This window comes from Streptacidiphilus sp. PAMC 29251 (assembly GCF_054208735.2).
The window spans coordinates 6,137,254-6,156,647 of record NZ_CM135725.2 but is presented as its reverse complement, the minus strand read 5'-3'; the positions used below and the strand labels follow the sequence as shown (position 1 = coordinate 6,156,647).

Annotated in this window: 17 protein-coding genes and 3 pseudogenes; 3 read left to right on the top strand and 17 right to left on the bottom strand. The window is 72.9% G+C overall.

Going from position 1 to position 19,394, the window contains the following annotated elements; translation table 11 throughout:
• Positions 1-94: 94 nt before the first annotated feature.
• The 8 genes and pseudogenes from ACXKR8_RS29370 to ACXKR8_RS29335 all read right to left on the bottom strand — a co-directional run bounded on the left by ACXKR8_RS29370 (position 95) and on the right by ACXKR8_RS29335 (position 7,639).
• Positions 95-988 carry a hypothetical protein gene (locus tag ACXKR8_RS29370; protein WP_458267590.1) on the bottom strand — a complete coding sequence of 298 codons (894 nt, stop codon included), beginning with the start codon at positions 986-988 and terminating at the stop codon, positions 95-97.
• A gap of 80 nt (positions 989-1,068) precedes the next feature.
• Positions 1,069-1,853: pseudogene (locus tag ACXKR8_RS29365) on the bottom strand (type III pantothenate kinase).
• Between the two features lie 37 nt (positions 1,854-1,890).
• Positions 1,891-2,862: a carboxylating nicotinate-nucleotide diphosphorylase gene (gene nadC, locus ACXKR8_RS29360; RefSeq protein WP_458267588.1), complete on the bottom strand. Its 972-nt coding sequence runs from the start codon at positions 2,860-2,862 to the stop codon at positions 1,891-1,893.
• Positions 2,859-4,535 (bottom strand): L-aspartate oxidase, encoded by a 1,677-nt coding sequence (locus ACXKR8_RS29355; RefSeq protein ID WP_458267587.1) that lies wholly within the window; start codon positions 4,533-4,535, stop codon positions 2,859-2,861. The genes nadC and ACXKR8_RS29355 overlap by 4 nt, the downstream gene beginning before the upstream one ends.
• Positions 4,532-5,026, bottom strand: coding sequence for an aspartate 1-decarboxylase (gene panD, locus ACXKR8_RS29350; protein WP_458267586.1), 495 nt, complete (start codon positions 5,024-5,026; stop codon positions 4,532-4,534). Before panD ends, ACXKR8_RS29355 begins: the two co-directional genes overlap by 4 nt.
• A 53-nt stretch (positions 5,027-5,079) precedes the next feature.
• Entirely contained in the window at positions 5,080-5,937 is an 858-nt protein-coding gene (gene panC / locus ACXKR8_RS29345; RefSeq protein WP_458267585.1) for a pantoate--beta-alanine ligase, read from the bottom strand.
• Complete coding sequence (locus ACXKR8_RS29340) at positions 5,934-6,869, bottom strand: Rossmann-like and DUF2520 domain-containing protein (RefSeq protein ID WP_458267584.1); 936 nt, start codon at positions 6,867-6,869, stop codon at positions 5,934-5,936. The genes panC and ACXKR8_RS29340 overlap by 4 nt, the downstream gene beginning before the upstream one ends.
• Positions 6,870-6,958: 89 nt before the next feature.
• Positions 6,959-7,639: a lysophospholipid acyltransferase family protein gene (locus ACXKR8_RS29335; RefSeq protein ID WP_458267583.1), complete on the bottom strand. Its 681-nt coding sequence runs from the start codon at positions 7,637-7,639 to the stop codon at positions 6,959-6,961.
• A gap of 92 nt (positions 7,640-7,731) precedes the next feature.
• On the opposite strand from ACXKR8_RS29335, the gene ACXKR8_RS29330 reads away from it, so the two are divergent.
• Complete coding sequence (locus ACXKR8_RS29330) at positions 7,732-8,877, top strand: threonine aldolase family protein (protein ID WP_458267582.1); 1,146 nt, start codon at positions 7,732-7,734, stop codon at positions 8,875-8,877.
• A gap of 13 nt (positions 8,878-8,890) precedes the next feature.
• Here ACXKR8_RS29330 and ACXKR8_RS29325 read toward each other — a convergent pair.
• A pseudogene (locus ACXKR8_RS29325) lies at positions 8,891-9,585 on the bottom strand (response regulator).
• A gap of 129 nt (positions 9,586-9,714) precedes the next feature.
• A pseudogene (locus ACXKR8_RS29320) lies at positions 9,715-10,905 on the bottom strand (sensor histidine kinase); the annotation flags it as partial.
• Positions 10,906-11,011: 106 nt separating this feature from the next.
• Here ACXKR8_RS29320 and ACXKR8_RS29315 point away from each other — a divergent pair.
• Both ACXKR8_RS29315 and ACXKR8_RS29310 read left to right on the top strand, forming a co-directional pair.
• On the top strand, positions 11,012-12,058 hold the full coding sequence (locus ACXKR8_RS29315; protein ID WP_458267579.1) for an SAM-dependent methyltransferase: 1,047 nt from the start codon (positions 11,012-11,014) through the stop codon (positions 12,056-12,058).
• Positions 12,055-13,224 carry an NADH-quinone oxidoreductase subunit D gene (locus ACXKR8_RS29310; protein ID WP_458267578.1) on the top strand — a complete coding sequence of 390 codons (1,170 nt, stop codon included), beginning with the start codon at positions 12,055-12,057 and terminating at the stop codon, positions 13,222-13,224. The genes ACXKR8_RS29315 and ACXKR8_RS29310 overlap by 4 nt, the downstream gene beginning before the upstream one ends.
• Before the next feature lie 16 nt (positions 13,225-13,240).
• Here the strand turns inward: ACXKR8_RS29310 and ACXKR8_RS29305 are convergent, their stop codons facing one another.
• The 7 genes from ACXKR8_RS29305 to ACXKR8_RS29275 form a co-directional block, all read right to left on the bottom strand.
• On the bottom strand, positions 13,241-14,368 hold the full coding sequence (locus ACXKR8_RS29305; RefSeq protein WP_458267577.1) for a hypothetical protein: 1,128 nt from the start codon (positions 14,366-14,368) through the stop codon (positions 13,241-13,243).
• A gap of 181 nt (positions 14,369-14,549) precedes the next feature.
• Positions 14,550-15,038, bottom strand: coding sequence for a DUF3180 domain-containing protein (locus ACXKR8_RS29300; protein WP_458267576.1), 489 nt, complete (start codon positions 15,036-15,038; stop codon positions 14,550-14,552).
• Between the two features lie 91 nt (positions 15,039-15,129).
• Positions 15,130-15,717: a 2-amino-4-hydroxy-6-hydroxymethyldihydropteridine diphosphokinase gene (gene folK, locus ACXKR8_RS29295; RefSeq protein WP_458267575.1), complete on the bottom strand. Its 588-nt coding sequence runs from the start codon at positions 15,715-15,717 to the stop codon at positions 15,130-15,132.
• Positions 15,714-16,073: a dihydroneopterin aldolase gene (gene folB / locus ACXKR8_RS29290; RefSeq protein ID WP_458275103.1), complete on the bottom strand. Its 360-nt coding sequence runs from the start codon at positions 16,071-16,073 to the stop codon at positions 15,714-15,716. Before folB ends, folK begins: the two co-directional genes overlap by 4 nt.
• A 94-nt stretch (positions 16,074-16,167) precedes the next feature.
• On the bottom strand, positions 16,168-16,623 hold the full coding sequence (locus tag ACXKR8_RS29285; protein ID WP_458267574.1) for a nuclear transport factor 2 family protein: 456 nt from the start codon (positions 16,621-16,623) through the stop codon (positions 16,168-16,170).
• A complete protein-coding gene (folP, locus tag ACXKR8_RS29280; protein WP_458267573.1) occupies positions 16,620-17,489 on the bottom strand; it encodes a dihydropteroate synthase in 870 nt (289 codons plus the stop codon). The genes ACXKR8_RS29285 and folP overlap by 4 nt, the downstream gene beginning before the upstream one ends.
• A 10-nt stretch (positions 17,490-17,499) precedes the next feature.
• Positions 17,500-19,311, bottom strand: coding sequence for a phosphatidylglycerol lysyltransferase domain-containing protein (locus ACXKR8_RS29275; RefSeq protein ID WP_458267572.1), 1,812 nt, complete (start codon positions 19,309-19,311; stop codon positions 17,500-17,502).
• Positions 19,312-19,394: the final 83 nt, after the last annotated feature.

Below are 19,394 nucleotides of genomic sequence, written 5' to 3'. Positions count from 1 at the left end.
GACTGGAGAAAAAGGTGAGCTGAGTCCGGAGATCAAATCATCAGGCTGATCGTTCTTACCAAAAGTTTTCCTACCGAGACGGGATCGTGATCACTCACCCGGTACCGGTGGCCAGTTCGTCCTCTTCGCCCCGCTCCCGGCGGACGCCGCGCGGCCACAGGTCGCCCGGCGTGGGGATCGGACGCCCCGGCTCGGCGGGGGCCTTCGGGGCCGGCTCGCCCGCTCGCGGAGAACTGGAACGCGGATCTCCGGAGCGCGGGTCGCCGGAGCGCGGGTCACTGGGACGGGAGGCGGAGTCGTACGAGTCCATGGCGGTGGGTCCTCCGGGTCGGATCGGAAAGGGACGGGCCTGCTCCCGCAGCCGCTGTGGCCGGGCCGGACGGGCGAACTCGGCCACATTGCCGGCCCGCAGGCCGGCCACCCGGACGTCCGCGACACGGGCGTCGGCCACCCGCGGCGGCAGCAGCGGCTTGGGCGGCAGCGGCGGCGCCGCGAGCCGGCGGCGGACCGCGTTCTCGGCCAGTTCCCCGCAGCGCGCGCGCAGTTCGAGCCTGCGCACCCGCTCGGCGGGGGCGCAGGGCAGGGCGGTCAGCGCCCGCATCGCCGACAGGTCCTCGGCGTCGGGGACGTAGCCGTCGGCCACGGAGTCCCGCAGCCGCTCCAGGTAGCCGGCGGCGCTGCCGGGCAGTGCGCCGCGGTAACGGGCGAGGTCGGCCAGGGCGAAGACCCGCATCCGGCCCGCCTCGTCCACCGCCTCGTCGATGGCCTCGGCGAGGCGCAGCACCTCCTGGACGTCCTCGATCCAGGCGGATCGGTCGGGAACTCGGGCGAGCTTGCGGTCATTGGCGGTCGGGGCGGCAGGGGGGTTCGGTGCGAGGGCGAGGGCCTGGTTCGGTGGGTGCAGGACCTGGGCGAGGGCACGCCGCATCACCCGCAGCTCGTCCGCACTGAAGGCCATACCGCCGCGAGACCCGTGGGGCGTAGGCATGCTGCGACGCTATGCCGATACCACCCAATTTGTGATTATCGACGCGCGAAACCCACCCAATGGCTCAGCCTCTCGGCCGCTCAGCCCGCGGTGTTGCGCTCGTACACCAGCCGCAGGCCGATCAGGGTCAGCCAGGGCTCGTGCACGTCGATCGAGCTGGCCTCGCCCACCACCAGCGGGGCCAGCCCGCCGGTGGCGATGACGTGCACCTCGTCCGGGTCGGTGGACAGCTCGGCGGCCATCCGGTTGACCAGGCCGTCCACCTGCCCGGCGAAGCCGTAGATGATGCCCGACTGCATGCACTCCACGGTGTTCTTGCCGATCACGTTGCGCGGGCGGATCAGCTCGATCTTGCGCAGCATCGCGCCGCGCTTGCCCAGCGCCTCCACCGAGATCTCGATGCCCGGCGCGATCGCCCCGCCCACGTAGTCGCCGCGCTCGTTGACGGCGTCGAAGGTGGTCGCCGTGCCGAAGTCGACGATGATGCAGGGGCCGCCGTAGAGGTGCTTGGCGGCCAGGGTGTTGACGATCCGGTCCGCGCCGACCTCCTTGGGGTTGTCGGTGAGGACGTGCACCCCGGTCTTCACCCCCGGCTCCACCAGCACCGCGGGGACGTCCCCGTAGTAGCGGCGGGTGACCTCGCGCAGCTCGTGCAGCACCGAGGGACGGTGGAGCAGATCGCCAGGCCGTCCACCGTGTCCTCGCCCAGGGCCGGGTGCGAGCCCATCAGCCCCTGCATCAGCACCGCGGTCTCGTCGGCGGTCCGGCGCGGGTCGGTGGACACCCGCCAGTGCTCCACGATCTCCTCGCCGTCGAAGAGCCCGAGCACGGTGTGGGTGTTGCCGACGTCGATCGTGAGCAGCATGGGACAGCCGTTTCTAGGGTGAAGAGGAGTCGCAGGACTATCCGCGCAGGTCGAGACCGATGTCAAGAATCGGGGAGGAGTGCGTGAGCGCCCCCACCGCGAGGTAGTCGACGCCGGTCTCGGCGACCTCGCGGGCGTTGTCCAGGGTGAGCTTGCCGGAGGACTCCAGCTTGGCCCGGCCGGCCACCAGCGCGACGGCCTCGCGCAGCTCGGGCACGGTGAAGTTGTCGAGCAGGATCAGGTCGGCGCCCGCGTCCAGCACCGGCTGGAGCTGGTCGATCCGGTCCACCTCGACCTCGACGGCCAGCTCCGGGTAGGCGTCCCGGACCGCCTTGAACGCCTCGGCCACGCCCCCGGCCGCGACCACGTGGTTGTCCTTCACCAGGGCGGCGTCGGAGAGCGCCATCCGGTGGTTGCTGCCGCCGCCGCAGCGGACCGCGTACTTCTGCAGCGCGCGCAGGCCCGGCGCGGTCTTGCGGGTGTCCCGGACCACGGCGCCGGTGCCGTCCAGGGCGTCGGCCCAGGCCCGGGTGGCGGTGGCGATGCCGGAGAGGTGGCAGAGCAGGTTGAGCGCGCTGCGCTCGGCGGTCAGCAGGTCGCGGGTGCGGGTGGTGACGCTGAGCAGCACCTGCCCGGCCTCGACCCGGTCGCCGTCCTCGACATGGCGCTCGACGCTGAACTGCTCCTCGGCGACCAGCGAGACCACGGCCTCGGCCACCCGCAGCCCGGCCACCACCCCGGCCTCGCGGGCGGTGAAGTCGGCGGTGGCCACCGCGGTCTCGGGGACGGTGGCGACGGAGGTGACGTCCTCGCCCCCGGCCAGGTCCTCGGCCAGGGCGAGGGTGGCGATGTCCTCGACCTCGATCGGGTCGAGCCCGGCCTGCTCCAGCAGCGCGGCGAGCTGCGGGTCGAGCCCGGTCACGTACTCCTCCCCGCCGCAGGCGCAGCCGTCGCCGCAGCCGCCCTCGGTGACGAGCGGGAGTTCCTGGTGGTGGTCGTGCTCGGTCACTGCTGCTCCTGGGAACGTGTGGTGAGGGCGCCGTCGTGCTGACGGGTGATCAGGTGGGTCTGCCAGACCGCGTCGTCGCGGTCCGGGAAGTCCTCGCGCCAGTGGCAGCCGCGGGTCTCCTCGCGGAGCCGGGCGGCGGCGGTCAGGGCGGTGGCGACCAGGTGCAGATTGGTCGCCTCCCAAGTCTCCACCTGCGGGGACTCGCCCTTGTTGGCGCTGTTCAAACGACCAGTGTCTGGATGCGCGGCAGCGAGGCCGGCCAGGCCCTCGGCCGTCTCGGCCATGCTGGCGCCGCTGCGCAGCACGCCGACGCCGCGGGTCATCAGCCGCTGGATGTCGGCCCGGGCCTCGGAGGCCAGCAGCGGAACCCGCTGCACCTCCCGGTGCGTATCTTCATGACGGGGCGTCAGCTTGCCTGCGGCGTCCCGCTCCAGGATGTCGGCGGCGATCCGTTCGGCGAAGACCAGGCCCTCCAGCAGCGAGTTGGAGGCCAGCCGGTTCGCCCCGTGCACGCCGGTGCAGGCCACCTCGCCGCAGGCGTAGAGGCCGGAGACGCTGGTGTGGCCGCGCAGGTCGGTACGGATCCCGCCGGAGGCGTAGTGGGCCGCCGGGGCGACCGGGATCAGCTCGGTCACCGGGTCGATCCCGTGCGAGCGGCAGGAGGCGAGGATGGTCGGGAACCGCTCCTCCCACATCTGCTCGCCGAACCGCCGCCCGTCCAGGTACATGTGCTCGGCGCCGGTCTCCTGCATCCGCCGGGTGATGCCCTTGGCCACGATGTCGCGCGGGGCCAGTTCGGCCAGCTCGTGCTGCCCGACCATGAACCGCACCTCGGCCGCGTCGACCAGGTACGCGCCCTCGCCGCGGACCGCCTCGGAGATCAGCGGCTGCTGGCCCTCGACGTCCGGGCCGAGCCAGAGCACGGTCGGGTGGAACTGGACGAACTCCAGGTCGGTGACCTCGGCCCCGGCCCGCAGCGCCAGCGCGACGCCGTCGCCGGTGGAGACGGCGGGGTTGGTGGTGGCCGAGAACACCTGGCCCATGCCGCCGGTGGCCAGCACCACCGCACGGGCGTGCACCGCGCCGACGCCGTCCCGCTGGCCCTCCCCCATCACGTGCAGGGTCAGCCCGGCGGTGCGGCCCTTGACGTCGGTGAGCAGGTCGAGCACCAGCGCGTGCTCGATCAGCTCGACGCCGTCGTCCGCGCGGACCGCCTCGACCAGCGCGCGGGAGATCTCCGCGCCGGTGGCGTCGCCGCCGGCATGGGCGATCCGGCGGCGGTGGTGGCCGCCCTCCCGGGTCAGCAGGATCTCGCCGTCGGCGCCCTTGTCGAAGGCCGCGCCGGTCTCGATCAGCCGGCGGACCGCGGCCGGGCCCTCGGTGACCAGCACCCGGACCGCCTCGCCGTCGCACAGGCCCGCGCCGGCCACCAGGGTGTCCTCAAGGTGCTGCTCGGGGGTGTCGCCCTCGCCGAGCGCGGCGGCGATGCCGCCCTGGGCCCAGCGGGTCGAGCCGTCGTCCAGCATCGCCTTGGTCACGACCAGGACCTTCAGCCCGGCCGCGCGCAGCCGCAGCGCGGTGGTCAGCCCGGCCACGCCGGAGCCGACGACGACCACGTCGGTGGCGGCGGTCCAGCCTGGGGTCGGTGCGGCGAGTCGCGTCACTGGGGTCATGCTTCACTCCGTGCGTGCGTGGGCGCGGTGCTGTGGGTTGCGCCGTCGACGTCACCGTACGCCCGGACCGGTATCGCACGGGAATCCGCCCGCCCGGAGCTGAGCCCGCTGTGCTGCGGCGCGTACCCGGCGTCGCCGCCGAGATGGGTGACCCGGTTGCCGCCGTCCACGAACACCACCTTCGGCTGGTACACCCGCGCCTCGGCGTCGGTGAGCTGGGCGTAGGCGATCAGGATCACCAGGTCGCCGGGGTGGACCAGATGCGCGGCGGCGCCGTTGATGCCGATGATGCCGCTGCCGCGCTCCCCGGCGATGGTGTAGGTCTCAAGACGGTGGCCGTTGTCGATGTCGACGATGTGGACCAGCTCGCCGGGGAGCAGGTCGGCGGCGTCCAGCAGGTCCTGGTCGACCGTGACGGAGCCGACGTAGTGCAGGTCGGCCTGGGTGACGGTGGCTCGGTGGATCTTGGACTTCAGCATGGTGCGGAACATGGTCACGTCTCCTGGTGGTGAGTACATGCCGGTACTGGTCTTAGGAACTGGTCTCAGGAAAAGCTGATCCGTACGTTGTCGATCAGCCGGGTGCTGCCGACCTTCGCGGCGACCGCGAGGACCGCCTCGCCCCGGAAGTCCGCCCGGTCGATGCTGGTGAAGTCGGCCGGGTCGATCAGGCCGAGGTAGTCGACCGCGGGCCCGGCCCCGGCGCCGGCCCCGGCCAGGACCGCTTCGGCTGCCCGCAGCACCGCCGCCGGGCCGCCCGCGCGGGCCTCCCGTCCGGCGAACAGGGCCCGGGAGAGCGCCAGCGCCTCGACCCGGTCCGCCGCGGAGAGGAAGCGGTTGCGGCTGGAGAGCGCCAGACCGTCGGCCTCACGGACGGTCGGCACCCCGATGATCTCCACCGGGAAGTTGAGGTCCTGGACCATCCGCCGGATCAGCGCCAGCTGCTGGCCGTCCTTCTCGCCGTAGAGGGCGACCTCGGGCGCGGTCAGGTGCAGCAGCTTGGCGACCACGGTCAGCATCCCGTCGAAGTGGCCGGGACGCGAGGCGCCCTCGTAGCGCTCCCCCATCGGGCCCGCCGCGATCCGCACCCGGGGTGCGCCGCCGGGGTAGACCTCGTCCAGCGCGGGGGCGAAGACCAGGTCCGCCCCGGCCTCGGCGGCGAGCACCAGGTCGGCGTCCAGGGTGCGCGGGTAGCGGTCCAGATCCTCGCCCGCGCCGAACTGGAGCGGGTTGACGAAGACCGTGACCACCACCGTGCCGCCCGGCCCGATCCGCTCCCTGGCCGCCCTGACCAGCGCGGCGTGGCCCTGGTGCAGGGCGCCCATGGTCATCACCACCGCGCGCGGGCGGCCGGCCGCCGCCTGCGCCAGTTCCTTGGCCGTGTGCAGCAGCACCGCGCTCATGTCGGTTCCTCCTCCGCCAGGACGTCCAGCAGCTCCGCCGCCGCCTCCGCCTTCAGCATGCCGTTCGCCAGCGCCCGGTCCGCGGTGGCCCGTGCCATCGCCCGGTAGCTGTCCAGCACCTGCGGCGAGGTCGCCCGCAGCTGCTCCACATGCTTGCGGACGGTCCCGGCGTCGCCGCGGGCGACCGGACCGGTCAGCGCGGCGTCACCGCTGCGCAGGGCGTTGTCCAGGGCCGCGCCGAGCAGCGGGCCCAGCATCCGTCCGGGCTCGGCCACGCCCGCGTCGCTGAGGATCTCCATGGCCTGCGCGACCAGGGTGACCAGGTGGTTCGAGCCGTGGGCCAGCGCGGTGTGGTAGAGCGGGCGGACGTCCTCCGGCACCCATTCGGGCTCGCCGCCCATCTCCACCACCAGCGCCTCGGCGACCGGCCGCAGCTCCTCCGGCGAGGTCACCCCGAACGGGCAGCCGGAGAGCCGGGCCACGTCCACGGCCGTCCCGGTGAAGGTCATCGCCGGATGCAGCGCCAGCGGCAGCGCGCCGACCCTGGTGGCCGGGTCCAGCACGGCCACCCCGTGCGCGCCGGAGCTGTGGACCAGCAGCTGGCCCGGCCGTACCGCGCCGGTCGCGGCGAGTCCGGCCACCAGCTCGGGCAGTACGTCGTCCGGGACGGTCAGCAGCACCAGGTCGGAGGCGGCCATCACCTGGATCGGGGTCACCAGCCGCACCCCCGGCAGCAGCGTCTCGGCCCGGCGGCGGGAGGCCGCGGACACGCCCGAGGCGGCCACCACCCGGTGCCCGGCCAGCTGCAGCGCCGCCCCCAGCGCGGGCCCGACCCGCCCGGTCCCGACCACGCCCACGGCCAGCCGGGCCGGGCGGTTGCCGGGGTCGGCGGGATCACCGAAAGTCGGCAGACCGAAGTCGTCCGCACGCACGTGTAGCGCTCCTTCTTCCGTTCCAGTCCTCAGGGGTACCGGACGTACCGCCTCATCCTACGGCGGGAGCATGAGGTCGCGGCGGCGGGCTAGGCCGCCTCGGTGTCGTCGGTGGGGCCCTCGTTGTAGGTGGTCGCCCGCTCCTGCTGGGACAGGGCCGCGATGGCGTCCATGATCTCGTCGGTCACCGCGCGGCGGACCGGGCCGACCGGGCGGACGTCGCGGCGGTCGTTGAAGTCCAGCGGCTCGCCGAAGCGGACGGTGACCCGGCGGATCCGCGGCAGCCGCTTGCCGACCGGCTGGATGTCCTCGGTGCCGGCCAGCGCGACCGGGACCACCACGGCCCCTGAGGTCAGCGCGAGCCAGGCGACCCCGGTCCGGCCGCGGTAGAGCCTGCCGTCCAGCGAGCGCTTGCCCTCCGGGTAGATGCCGAAGGCCAGGCCGTCGTTCAGCACGCCGAGCGAGGCGTCCAGCGAGGCCTGGGCGGCGCGGTGGGTGCCGCGCTCGACCGGGACGGCGCTGATCGCGGTGAAGAAGGAGCGGCTGAGCCGGCCCTTGAGGCCGGTCCCGTTCCAGTACTCGGCCTTGGCCAGGAAGGCCACCGGACGCGGCGCCACCAGCGGGATCACCACGCTGTCGATGAAGGACAGGTGGTTGCTGGCGAGGATCACCGGGCCGCGCCTGGGCACGTTGTCGCGTCCCTCGATGACCGGCCGGTAGACCACGCGCGCCAACGGGATCAGCAGCGACCTGAGGACTAGAGCGAGCAACGGACCCTCCGGGGCGTTCTGCGATGGCGGCACAGGGCGTAGAACCCGGCGCCTAGAGGGTACCGGTGCGTAGGGTGCGGGATGATCGGCCCATGTCTGATGTGTCTGAAGAGATGACCGCCGATCCCGCCCAGCGTCGGTTCGAGGCGCTTCGCGGCTGCACCCGGCTGCTGTCGGGCACCCGGCCGCAGACCCTGCGGGAGAGCCTGACCGCCCTCGGCGAGGGCCCCTACGACCTGGATTCACGTCCGGACGTCTACGGCAACGGCATCGTGGCCGAGCTGGAGCGGAAGGTCGCCGGGCTGCTGGGGACCGAGGCCGCGGCGTTCTTCCCGACCGGCACCATGGCGCAGCAGGTCGCGCTGCGCTGCTGGGCCGAGCGGACCGGCGACCGGACCGTGGCGATGCATCCGCTGGCGCACCCCGAGGTGCATGAGCGCTTTGCGTACTCCCAGCTCAGCGGGCTGCGCAGCGTCTGGCCGACCTCCGAGCGGAGGATCGCCACGGCCGCCGAGGTCGCGGACTTCGCCGAGCCCTTCGGCACCCTGACGCTGGAGCTGCCGCTGCGCGACGCGGGCTTCCTGCTGCCGAGCTGGGCGGAGCTGGAGGCCGTGGTCGAGGCGGCCAGGGCCAGGGACGCGGTGGTGCACTTCGACGGCGCCCGGCTGTGGGAGACGGTGCCGCACTTCGGCCGCCCGCTGACCGAGATCGCCGGCCTCGCCGACTCGGTCTATGTGTCCTTCTACAAGACCCTGGGCGGGCTCAGCGGCGCCGCGCTGGCCGGTCCGGAGACCCTGGTGGAGCAGGCAACAGCCTGGCGGCACCGCTACGGGGGCCAGCTCTACCAGCAGTGGCCGGTGGCGCTGGGCGCGCTGCGCGGCATCGAGCGGGAACTGCCCCGGCTGGAGCGCTATGTGACGCACGCGCGGATGGTGGCCGCGGCCATCGCCGAGGCGGTGTCCGGCGTCCCCGGCGCCCGGGTGTTCCCCGAGCCGCCGCACACCCACCAGTTCCAGCTGTGGCTGCCGTTCCCGGCCGAACTGCTGAACGAGACCGCCACCCTGACGGCCGAGCAGACCAGGCGGGCGGTGCTCCCGCTGATGTGGCACGAGCCCGGGCTGCCGGGGATCTCCTTCACCGAGCTGACCATCGCGGGCCCGGCCCTGGAGTGGTCGGCGGAGGAGGTCCGCGACGGGGTCGGCGACTTCCTGAAGCGGGTCCAGGCCGCCGCCGGCTGACCCCGGGAGGGTGCTAGACCACGCCGCCGGCCCGGACCAGGCCGGTCTCGTAGGCCAGCACCACGGCCTGCACCCGGTCGCGCAGCTGGAGCTTGGTGAGGATCCGGCCGACATGGGTCTTCACGGTCGCCTCGGACAGCGTCAGCTGCGCCGCGATCTCGCCGTTGGACAGCCCCTGGGCGATCAGCAGCAGCACCTCGCGCTCGCGGTCGGTGAGCCGGGCCAGCTCCGGGGTGTCGGCCACCGGCACCGAGCTGGGCAGCACCGTGGCGAAGCGGTCGATCATGCGGCGGGTGGTGGTCGGGGCCACCACCGCGTCGCCGCCGCGGACCGCGCGGATCGCGGCGACCAGCTCGGCCGGGGGCACGTCCTTGAGCAGGAAGCCGCTGGCGCCGGCCTTGAGCGCGGCGAAGGCGTACTCGTCCAGGTCGAAGGTGGTGAGGATGAGCACCCGCGGTCCGGCGACCACTCCGTCGGGGCCCGGGTCTGCGCGGAGCAGATCCGCCGGGTCGCCTCGACCCCGTCCATCCGGGGCATCCGGACGTCCATCAGGATCACGTCGACCTCGGTCTCGGCCAGCACCTCCAGCGCCCGGACGCCGTCCCCGGCCTCGGCGACGACCTCGATGTCCTGCTGCGACTGGAGCACCATCCGGAAGCCGGTGCGCAGCAGTTCCTGGTCGTCGACGAGCATCACGCGGATCGGCATGGAGGGGTTCCTTCGCTGGTCAGGTGAGGGGGGTTGCGGGGGTCGGCGCCGGGTTCCGGTCCACGGTCTGGACCGGAGCCGGGGCCGGAGCCGGGGCCTGCGCGGCCTCGGGCGCCGCGGTCGGCCGACGGAGGGCGTCAGCGGCAGCACCGCGTTGATCCGGAAGCCGCCGCCGGGACGCGGCCCGGCGTCGAGCGTGCCGCCGACCATACCGACCCGCTCGCGCATCCCGATCAGCCCGTGCCCGTAGCCGTCCTGGCCGCCGTCACGGGCCAGCTCGGCGCTGGCGCCGCGGCCGTTGTCCTCGATCAGCATGTCCAGGCCGCGGTCGTCGAAGCGGATCCGCACCGTCGCGCTGGTCTGCGGGCCGCCGTGCTTGCGGGCGTTGGTCAGCGCCTCCTGGACGATCCGGTAGGCCGTCAGCTCCACCCCGCGCGGCAGCTCGCGCGGCTCGCCGTCGACCCGGAAGGCCACCGGCAGACCCGCGTTGCGGACCTGCTCCAGCAGCTCCGGCAGCTGCTCCACGCCCGGCTGCGGCACGTACTCGCCGGCGGTGTCGGCGGAGCGCAGCAGCCCCAGCAGCCGGCGCATCTCCTCCAGCGCCTGGCGGCCGGTGCTGGCGATGGTCGCCAGCGCCTGCTTGGCCTGCTCCGGCGAGCCGTCCATGACGTAGGAGGCGCCGTCGGCCTGAACGATCATCACCGAGACATTGTGGGCCACCACGTCGTGCAGCTCGCGGGCGATCCGGGCGCGTTCGGCCGCGACCGCGATCTTCGACTGGGCGTCCCGCTCGCGCTCCAGCCGGGCCGCGCGGTCCTCCAGCTCGACGTAGTAGGCGCGGCGGATCCGGGTGAACCGGCCGAGCACCCAGCAGAGGATGAAGGGGGTCGAGAACAGCAGGCCGACGAAGAGATTGAACCAGATCGAGTTGGGGTGGTCCGAGTTGTTGTCGCTGCCGAAGCGGAACCAGGTCAGCGGCCCCGAGGCGAAGCTCACCAGCAGTGTCAGCCGGGAGGTCCAGGGCTTGGTGAAGGCCGCGCCGGTGTAGGCGAACACCAGCAGCGCGATGTCGGCGGTGCTGGGGTCCCAGCGCAGCACGACCTGGGCGAACCCGGTCAGGATGCCGACCGTCACCGCCAGGTCGGGCTGCCGCCGCCGGATCGCGATCATGACGCACAGCACCACCGAGGTGACCAGCAGCGGGCCGACCGCGGTCTGGTTCGAGGTGGCCTGAGCCAGGCACAACAGGAACAGCAGCGCAGCCCACCCGGCATCGACCAGGGTGGGGTGTCTGCGGAACCAGCTGTAGATGTACTGCACGGTTACCAGCCTAGGCAGACGGAACCGCTTCAGTGTCCCCCGCCGGGCTGAGTTGGACGTCCTCCGCAGGTCGGAGAAGGGTTGGGGGTCTCGCTAGGCTGCGGCGGTGGACGGTGATCGGGTGTGGAGCGGTTGGCGGCGGGCGGCTGAGCGCGCGCTGTACGGGGAGTCGGGGTTCTTTGTGCAGCTGGTGGGCCCGGCCGGGCATTTCCGGACGTCTGTGCACGCCTCCGGACAGTTCGCCGGGGCGGTGCTGGCGCTGGTGCGCCAACTGGACCGGGCGCTGGGCCGTCCGGCCGAACTGGTGGTCACCGATGTGGGGGCCGGACGCGGCGAACTGCTGCTGGAGCTGGGCCTGCGGGCCCGCGCCGAGGCCCCGGAACTGGCCGAGCGGCTGCTGCTGCGCGGGGTGGAGAAGGCGGCCCGACCGGAGCGGTTGCCCGACTGGGTGCACTGGTCCGACCGGATCGAACCGGCGGCGAACGGCCTGCTGTTCGCCAATGAGTGGCTCGACAATGTGCCGGTCGACATCGCCGAGGTGGACGCCGAGGGCGTGGCCCGACTGGTCCTGGTCTGCCCGGAGACCGGCGAGGAACGGCTCGGCGAACCGGTGTCAGGGCCGGACGCCGACTGGCTGCACCGCTGGTGGCCGCTGGACCCCGAGCATGCCGAGGAGGGCTTCCGGGCCGAGATCGGGCTGCCCCGCGACCGGGCCTGGGCCGAGGCGGTGGCCTCGCTGGGCCGTGGCCTGGCGGTGGCCGTGGACTACGCGCACCGGGCCGACTCCCGCCCGCCGTTCGGCACCCTGGCCGCCTTCCGGGAGGGCCGGGAGGTCCGCCCGGTCCCGGACGGGAGCTGCGATCTGACCTGCCATGTGGCGCTGGACTCCTGCCTGGACGCCGCCGATGCGACCGGGGAAGTTGTCCACAGCCTGTGGACAACCCAGCGCGAGGCGCTGCGGCTGCTCGGTGTCAGCGGGGCCCGCCCACCACTCGCGCGGGCCTCCAGCGACCCGGCCGGATATCTGCGCGCTCTGGCCGCCGCAGGCGAGGCCGCGGAGCTGACCGCGAGTGCCGGCCTGGGCGGGTTCGCCTGGGGTGTCCAGGCGGTGGGTGTCCCGCTGCCCCCGCAGTGGCACACTCTTGCGTCATGACGAGTAGCAGCACGCGCGAGACCACGGTCGGGATCGGCGCCGGGGCGGCCACCGAGCTGGGCACCAGCGACATGGTGCTGAACATCGGCCCGCAGCACCCCTCGACCCATGGCGTCCTGCGGCTCAAACTGCACCTCGACGGCGAGCTGATCACCGCCGCCGACCCGGTCGTCGGCTATATGCACCGGGGCGCGGAGAAGCTCTTCGAGGCCCGCGACTACCGCCAGATCATCATGCTGGCGAACCGCCACGACTGGCTGTCGGCCTTCGCCAACGAACTGGGCGTGGTGCTCGGCGTCGAACGGATGCTCGGCATGGAGGTCCCGGAGCGGGCCACCTGGACCCGCACCCTGCTGGCCGAGCTCAACCGGCTGCTGAACCATCTGATGTTCATCGGCTCCTACCCGCTGGAGCTGGGCGGGATCACCCCGATCTTCCACTCCTTCTACGAGCGGGAGCAGCTCCAGGCGGTCATGGAGGAGGCCTCGGGCGGCCGGATGCACTACATGTTCAACCGAGTCGGCGGCCTCAAGGAGGACCTCCCGGCCGGCTGGTACGGACGGGTCAGGGCCACCGTGGCCGCGCTCAGGAGCCGGGCCGGGCTGTTCGACGACCTGGTCCTCGGCAATGACATCTTCCGCGCCAGGACCAGGGACGTCGGTGTGCTCGCCCCCGAGTTCGTGCACGCCTACGGGGTGAGCGGGCCGATCGCCCGCGCCTCCGGCGTCGACTTCGACCTGCGCCGGGACGAGCCGTACCTGGCCTACGGCGAGCTGTCCGACGTGCTGCGGGTGGCGACCCGGCAGCAGGGCGACTGCCTGGCCCGCTTCGAATGCCTGCTGGACCAGCTGCACAACTCGCTGGACCTGGCCGACGCCTGCCTGGACCGGCTGGACGACCTCGCGCCGGGACCGATCAACACCCGGCTGCCCAAGGTGCTGAAGGCCCCGGAGGGCCACACCTACACCTGGACCGAGAACCCGCTCGGGGTGAACGGGTACTACCTGGTCTCGCGCGGCGACAAGACCCCCTGGCGGCTGAAGCTGCGCTCGGCCTCCTACAACAACATCCAGGTGCTGGCCGAGCTGCTGCCGGGGACCCTGGTCGCCGACATGGTGGCGATCCTGGGCTCGATGTTCTTCGTGGTCGGCGACATCGACAAATAGGCCGGACCCCTCGGACTCAGATCGCGCGGAGCGCCCGGACGTCGATCGGCTCGGTCTCGTCGTCGGCGGTCAGGTCGACCAGCTCCGCCTCCTCGGACGCGGCCTCGGCGACGTCCTCGGCCCGCGCTTCCCCGGTCCGGTCGTGGACCGGGTCGGGCAGCCCGCCGACGGCGGCCTCCGCCGCCACCTGCTCCCCGGCGTAGAGCTGCTGCGCGGCGGCGGCCTCGTCGCCCACGACGTCGGCGAGGTCGCCGAGGCCGTTGGAGATGGCCGCTTCCTGGCGGCTGAAGAAGTTGAAGGTGCCGCCGCTGCCGGCGTCCTTGCGGAGCAGGTCCCGCGACTGGCGGTTGGACCGGGTCAGCGCGGTCGGCAGCACGGCCGAGGCCGGCCGCATCGGCGGCAGCGCGGCCCGGGCCCAGGCCGGACCGGCCGGGGTGGCCTTGGCGGCCGGCTGCGGCTCGGCCTCCGGCTCGGGGGCTGCGGCGGGGGTCGCGACGGCGTCCTGGGCCGGGTGCTGCCGCGCGGTGGCCAGCGCGTCCAAGGCCGAGGGCAGCGGCGCGGGGGCCGCGGTCGCGGGGTCGGCAAGCAGCCCCTCCCGCACCGCACCTGACTGATCGACACCCACCTGCACAGCCCCGCCCGCCTTCACAGCCGCCCGCTGGGCCGGCGGCGCGGCCGAGGCCGCGGCGATGCGTTGGGCCTGGCCCACCGCCGCCCGGCGTTCCAGGCCGCGCAGCGCCGCCGCGGCCTTGAGGTAAGCGGTGGCGGTGGGACGGGATCCCCGCGCGGCGAGCTCGCGGCGGTGGGCCTCCTCGGTCTCCCGGGCGGCCTGCTCGGCCGCGGCCCGGGCCCGGTCCCGCAGCAGCCTGGCGTTCTCGGACTCGATCCGGGTGATCTGGGCGCGCTGCGCCAGCAGTCGCCGGTCCAGCCGCTTCACCTGCTCCTCGGCGGTCTCCGCCTGGTACTCCAGCTCGGCGACGCGGTCCTCGAAGCGGGACTCGTCGCGCGTCCTGGCGGCGATCTCCGCCTCCAGCTCGACGTCCCCGGCGTGCTCGCGCAGCCGCAGCAGCACCGCGCCGGCGAAAGCGCCGACCGACGCCGCCACGACAAGGGTCCGCAGCACCGCCGGATCAGCGGTGAACACTGCGGATATGAGCGAGGCTATGGCCAGGACTCCACAGGCGGTGGGAGGAAGAAGCCTGCTCAGAGGCGAGGACTGGCGATGGCGACCACGTGGCATGGCCAGAAATCTAGCGTGCCGGGCGCAGCCATGTCAGGTGAGGTACCAAAGACGGTCTTGACATAGCCGATCAGTGACACCGGGTTCACGAATGACTGCCCTGGGTGACTGTTTTCTCGGGGTCGTCCGGCAGTCGGCAGACGTACTGGATCCACAGCCCGGCCGCCATCACCGCGATCCCGGCGAGCACCGCGAACAGCGCGGTGATCGCCTGCCCCCGGCGGGCCGGCACGGCGTCGCCCATGGTGAGCAGGAAGACGCCCATCCCGCCGTAGATCCCGGTGACCAGAGCCGAGACCAGGGCACTGGCCTGACCGAGGACCACCGCGCGGGCCGCCGACAGCGGGTCCACGCCCTTGGCGTCCGGCACCCGGTCGCGCTGTGCCCGCAGCCGTCCCCTGAGCGAGTACGCGGTGGCGCCGAGCACCACCGCGACCGCCGCGAGCACGATCGGGGCGGCGGTGGGGACCCCGGGCAGCGAGTCCACCGAGTTCCACAGCTGCGACCCGGCCCAGGCGAGCACCCCTGCGACAAGAGTGATCCCGAGCAGCACGACAGGGCGTAGCGCCTTCAAGGTCTCCCCTTCGCTCCCAGACTGACCAACGAACCGACCGACCGCCCGACGAACTGACGGACCGAAACCTGAGCCTACCCGCCGCCGTCGGCTATTCCGGCAGGTGCAGCGAGACGTCGACGCGCCGCTGCACGCCCGCCTCGCCGACGGACCGCAGCAGTGCGGCGACCGGGCCGTGGCCGGGGATCTCGGCCTCGGCGTCGGCGTCCAGCCAGGGGGCCAGCACGAAGGCGCGCTCATGGGCGCGCGGATGCGGCAGGGTCAGCTCGGGGGCGTCCAGGACGATGCCCTCGTAGGCCAGGATGTCGACGTCCAGGGTGCGCGGGCCCCAGCGGACCTCGCGGACCCGGCCGAAGGCGTCCTCGACCGCGTTGGCGCGCTCCAGCAGCGAGTGCGGCGGCAGGGTGGTGCGCAGCACCAGCACCGCGTTCAGGAAGTTCGGCTGCTGCTCGGGGCCGCCGACGCCCTCGGTCTCGTAGACCGCGGAGACCGAGGTGATCCGGACGCCGGGGGTGTCCTCCAGGGCGTCGATCGCGCCCTGCAGGGTCTCCAGCCGGTTGCCGAGGTTGCTGCCCAGCGCCACGACGGCGCTGCGCGGGTTGTGCAGGGTGCTGTCGGCCGAGTCGACCTGCCGCTCGACCTCGGGGGATACCGGACTGGTGGTGGGGTCGCTGCTCATCCGCGGCTCCGAACGATGGTGATGGTCACGTCGTCGAACGGCACGGTGATCGGGGCGTCCGGCTTGTGCACGGTCACCTCGACCTCCTGTACCGCCTCGTGCTTCAGGCACTGGTCGGCGATGCGCTGGGCCAGGGTCTCGATCAGGTCCACCGGGTCGCTCTGGATGACCGCGACGACCTCCTCGGAGACGATCCCGTAGTGGACCGTGCGGGTGAGGTCGTCGCCGGACGCGGCGGGCCGGGTGTCGACGCCCATGACCACGTCCACCACGAAGGTCTGTCCCTGCTCGCGCTCACGAGCGAAGACCCCATGGTGGCCACGGGCACGAAGGCCCCGCACCGCGACACGGTCCAGCAATCGAATCACTCCGCTCAAGCTTTTTCGGGCAACGCTGCCCGGAGAGCACAAACGTACCCCGCGGGACTGACAGCACCCGCCCGGGCCGGGCCTATTCCTCGTCCGGGCCGCTGGTCAGCACCGGTGAGCCGTGGTGCGACCAGAGCCGCCAGCCGTCCGCCGTGCGGCGGAACAGGTTGGTGGCGACCACCCGGCCGCCCACCAGCGGGCCCAGTTCGCCCTCCTCCTCGGCCTCGCCGCCGGAGAGGATGTTCTCGGTGCACGTGACAAGTGCCACATCGCCGAGCAGCTCCACCTCCACGTCGGTGAGGAAGAACTGGATGTACTCGGTGTGGGCCATGATCAGCGCGTAGGAGCGCAGCACCGAGGCCCGGCCGCGCAGCACCGGCCAGCCGGGGTGGATGCAGGTCGCCCCGCGCACGTCGTCGGCGTCCGCGCCGGACACCCAGACGTCGGTGAGCGCGTCCAGGTCGCCGGCCTCCAGGGCGGCGTACAGGGCCGCGTTGGCGGCCTCGACCGCGGTGGCGTCGGCATCGGTGATGTTCATGCGGACCCTCCTCGTGCGGAGCGCAGCGCGGCCTCGACCCGGACCGCGTCCGCGGTCGCGGGCACCTCGTGCACCCGGACCGCCCAGGCGCCCTGCGCGGCGGCCAGCGCCGAGACCGCGGCGGTGGCCGCGTCCCTGGCCCGGGCCGGACGCGGGTCGCCGGTCGCCGGATCGGCCAGCAGCGTGCCCAGGAACCGCTTGCGGGACGCGGCGACCAGCACCGGACGGCCCAACCGGGACCAGGCGTCCAGCCGGGCCAGCAGGGCCCAGTCGTCGGCCCTGGTCTTGGCGAAGCCCAGCCCCGGATCCACGATCACCTGGGCCGGGTCGACCCCGGCGCAGACCACAGCGTCCATCTGGCGCTCCACTTCCTCGATGACCTCGCCCACCACGTCCCCGTAGGAGGCCAGGTCGTCCATGCCGACGGACTGCCCGCGCCAGTGCATCACCACGAACGGCACACCCGTGCGGGCGGCGACCCGCACCATACCGGCGTCCGCGCGGCCGCCGCTGACGTCGTTGACGATCCGGGCCCCGGCGTCCACGGCCGCCTCGGCCACCGCGGCCCGCATGGTGTCCACACTGACCAGCGCGCCGCCGTCGACCAGGCCGCGGACCACCGGCAGCACCCGGCGCAGCTCCTCCTCGGGGGTGACCCTGGTCGCGCCGGGCCGGGTCGACTCCCCGCCGACGTCGATCACGTCCGCGCCCTGGGCGACCAGCTCCAGGCCGTGCGCGACCGCCTTGCCCGGGTCGAGCCACAGTCCGCCGTCGGAGAAGGAGTCAGGGGTGACGTTGACGATCCCCATCACCCCGCAGCGGCCCCAGTCGTCCAGCCCGGGCAGAGGACTCTTGTACGCGTTCATGGAGCCATTCTCAGGGCTGGGGCAGCTCCGCCCCCACCCTCGGCGTGCGCTCCAGCACGGCGCTGCGCCGGCGCCGGAGGAACTTCGGCAGCTCCATCACGATGAACGCCTCCGCCTGGAGCGCCGAGATCCCGATCCTGGGGAGGTCGCGGGCGGTCGGGTAGACCAGGAAGCGGGGCTCCCAGATCGGGCGGAACTTGGCGTTGAACTTGTACAGCGACTCGATCTGGAACCAGCGCGACAGGAACACCAGCAGCCCGCGCCAGGCCCGCAGCACCGGGCCCGCGCCGATCCGCTCACCCCGCGCCAGGGCCGAGCGGAACATCGCGAAGTTCAGCGACACCCGGTCCACACCCAGCCCCTCGCAGGCCTCCAGCGCCTTGACGATCAGCAGCTCGTTGAGGCCGGGGTCGGCGTCCCGGTCACGCCGCATCAGCTCCAGCGAGATGCCGTCCCGGCCCCAGGGCACGAAGTGCAGCACCGCCCGGATGTCCGAGGCCCCGGGCGCGGCGCCGTCCGGGAGCTTGTGCGCGGTGACCACCACGCAGCCCTCGTCGGCGGCGTCACCGAAACGGCCCAGCGCCATCGAGAAACCTCGTTCGGTCTCGGTTCCGCGCCAGGCGTCGGCGGCATGACGGATCGCCACCAGCTCGGACTCGCCCAGTTCGTCGACCCGGCGGACCCGGCAGGTGTACCCGGACCGCTCGATCCGCTTCACCATCTGCCGGACGTTGCGCATGGCCCGTCCCTCCAGGGTGAAGTCCTCCACCTCGACGATGGCCTCGTCGCCGATCTCCAGCGCGTCCAGGCCAGCCTCGCGGGTCCACACCTCGCCGCCGGTCTCGCTGCAGCCCATCACGGCCGGCACCCAGGCGTGGCGCTGGGCCTCCTCCATGAACAGCTTGATCGCGCCCGGCCAGGCCTCGACGTCGCCGATCGGATCGCCCGAGGCGAGCATCACCCCGGAGACCACCCGGTAGGCGATGGCGGCCTTGCCGCTGGGCGAGAAGATCACGCTCTTGTCCCGGCGCAGCGCGAAGTAGCCCAGCGAGTCGCGGGCGCCGTGCTTGGTGAGCAGCCCGCGGACCTGCGCCTCCTCCTCCACGCTCAGCTCGGCCACCGGCTTGGAGGGCTTGGTGGCCAGCCAGGCCGTGCTGACCGCGGTGAACAGGCCGAGCCCGGCCAGCGAGTAGTAGACCAGGTCGCTGGTGCGGTCCGAGCTGTAGTGGATCGGCCCGCCGATTCCCAGCAGACCCCAGGCCACCTGCCAGAAACGGTCGCCGAAACTGGGAGATCCCAGGGTGGTCCTCGCATGCGAACTGACGATCACCAGACCGAGGCCGAAGCTGATGACCGACATGGCGAGGAAGTTCCACAGCGCCCGCCAGCGGGTGCGCGGATCCGACAGCGCGTAGAACTCACGGCGATTCAGCAGTACGACGACGAACACCAGCAGGGTGACCGCCGCTGTTCCGGTGTGGTGCCAGCGCAGCGCCTCCAGCAGGAATCCGACCGGCAGCAGCACCGCCACGGCCTGCCAGGCCCGGCGCTTCCGGCGCCGCAGCGCATGCGCCAGCATGATCAGCAGAATGCCCACGACCAGGGACGCAGCAGTCGCCACGGTGGTCACCGTGCCCGGCAGCAGACTGGCCAGCTCGTGCATCCGGCTGCCCCGGAAGTGCGGGGCGACCGCGCCGATGATGTCCCCCAGGCCCACCAGTGCCGTGGCGTAACCCACGGCTGACGGCACCCATGGGCGGGAGACCCTGGGCAGTTGGATGCCCTTGCGTTGGCTGCTCCCGGTGGACTGCTGATCGCTCATGGGTGAACAGGGTAGATGCTCAAGTGAGGACTTCGGTCAGACCGTAGTAGGAGTGCTTCCCCCACAGGGTAGGAGTGCGTCCT

Bases quoted from the DNA above. Each gene is read 5' to 3' on its own strand.
- ACXKR8_RS29370 (WP_458267590.1), bottom strand. From the start codon at position 988: ATGCCTACGCCCCACGGGTCTCGCGGCGGTATGGCCTTCAGTGCGGAC.
- ACXKR8_RS29355 (WP_458267587.1), bottom strand. From the start codon at position 4,535: ATGACCCCAGTGACGCGACTCGCCGCACCGACCCCAGGCTGGACCGCC.
- panD (WP_458267586.1), bottom strand. From the start codon at position 5,026: ATGTTCCGCACCATGCTGAAGTCCAAGATCCACCGAGCCACCGTCACC.
- panC (WP_458267585.1), bottom strand. From the start codon at position 5,937: ATGAGCGCGGTGCTGCTGCACACGGCCAAGGAACTGGCGCAGGCGGCG.
- ACXKR8_RS29330 (WP_458267582.1), top strand. From the start codon at position 7,732: ATGTCTGATGTGTCTGAAGAGATGACCGCCGATCCCGCCCAGCGTCGG.
- ACXKR8_RS29310 (WP_458267578.1), top strand. From the start codon at position 12,055: ATGACGAGTAGCAGCACGCGCGAGACCACGGTCGGGATCGGCGCCGGG.
- folK (WP_458267575.1), bottom strand. From the start codon at position 15,717: ATGAGCAGCGACCCCACCACCAGTCCGGTATCCCCCGAGGTCGAGCGG.
- ACXKR8_RS29285 (WP_458267574.1), bottom strand. From the start codon at position 16,623: ATGAACATCACCGATGCCGACGCCACCGCGGTCGAGGCCGCCAACGCG.
- folP (WP_458267573.1), bottom strand. From the start codon at position 17,489: ATGAACGCGTACAAGAGTCCTCTGCCCGGGCTGGACGACTGGGGCCGC.
- ACXKR8_RS29275 (WP_458267572.1), bottom strand. From the start codon at position 19,311: ATGAGCGATCAGCAGTCCACCGGGAGCAGCCAACGCAAGGGCATCCAA.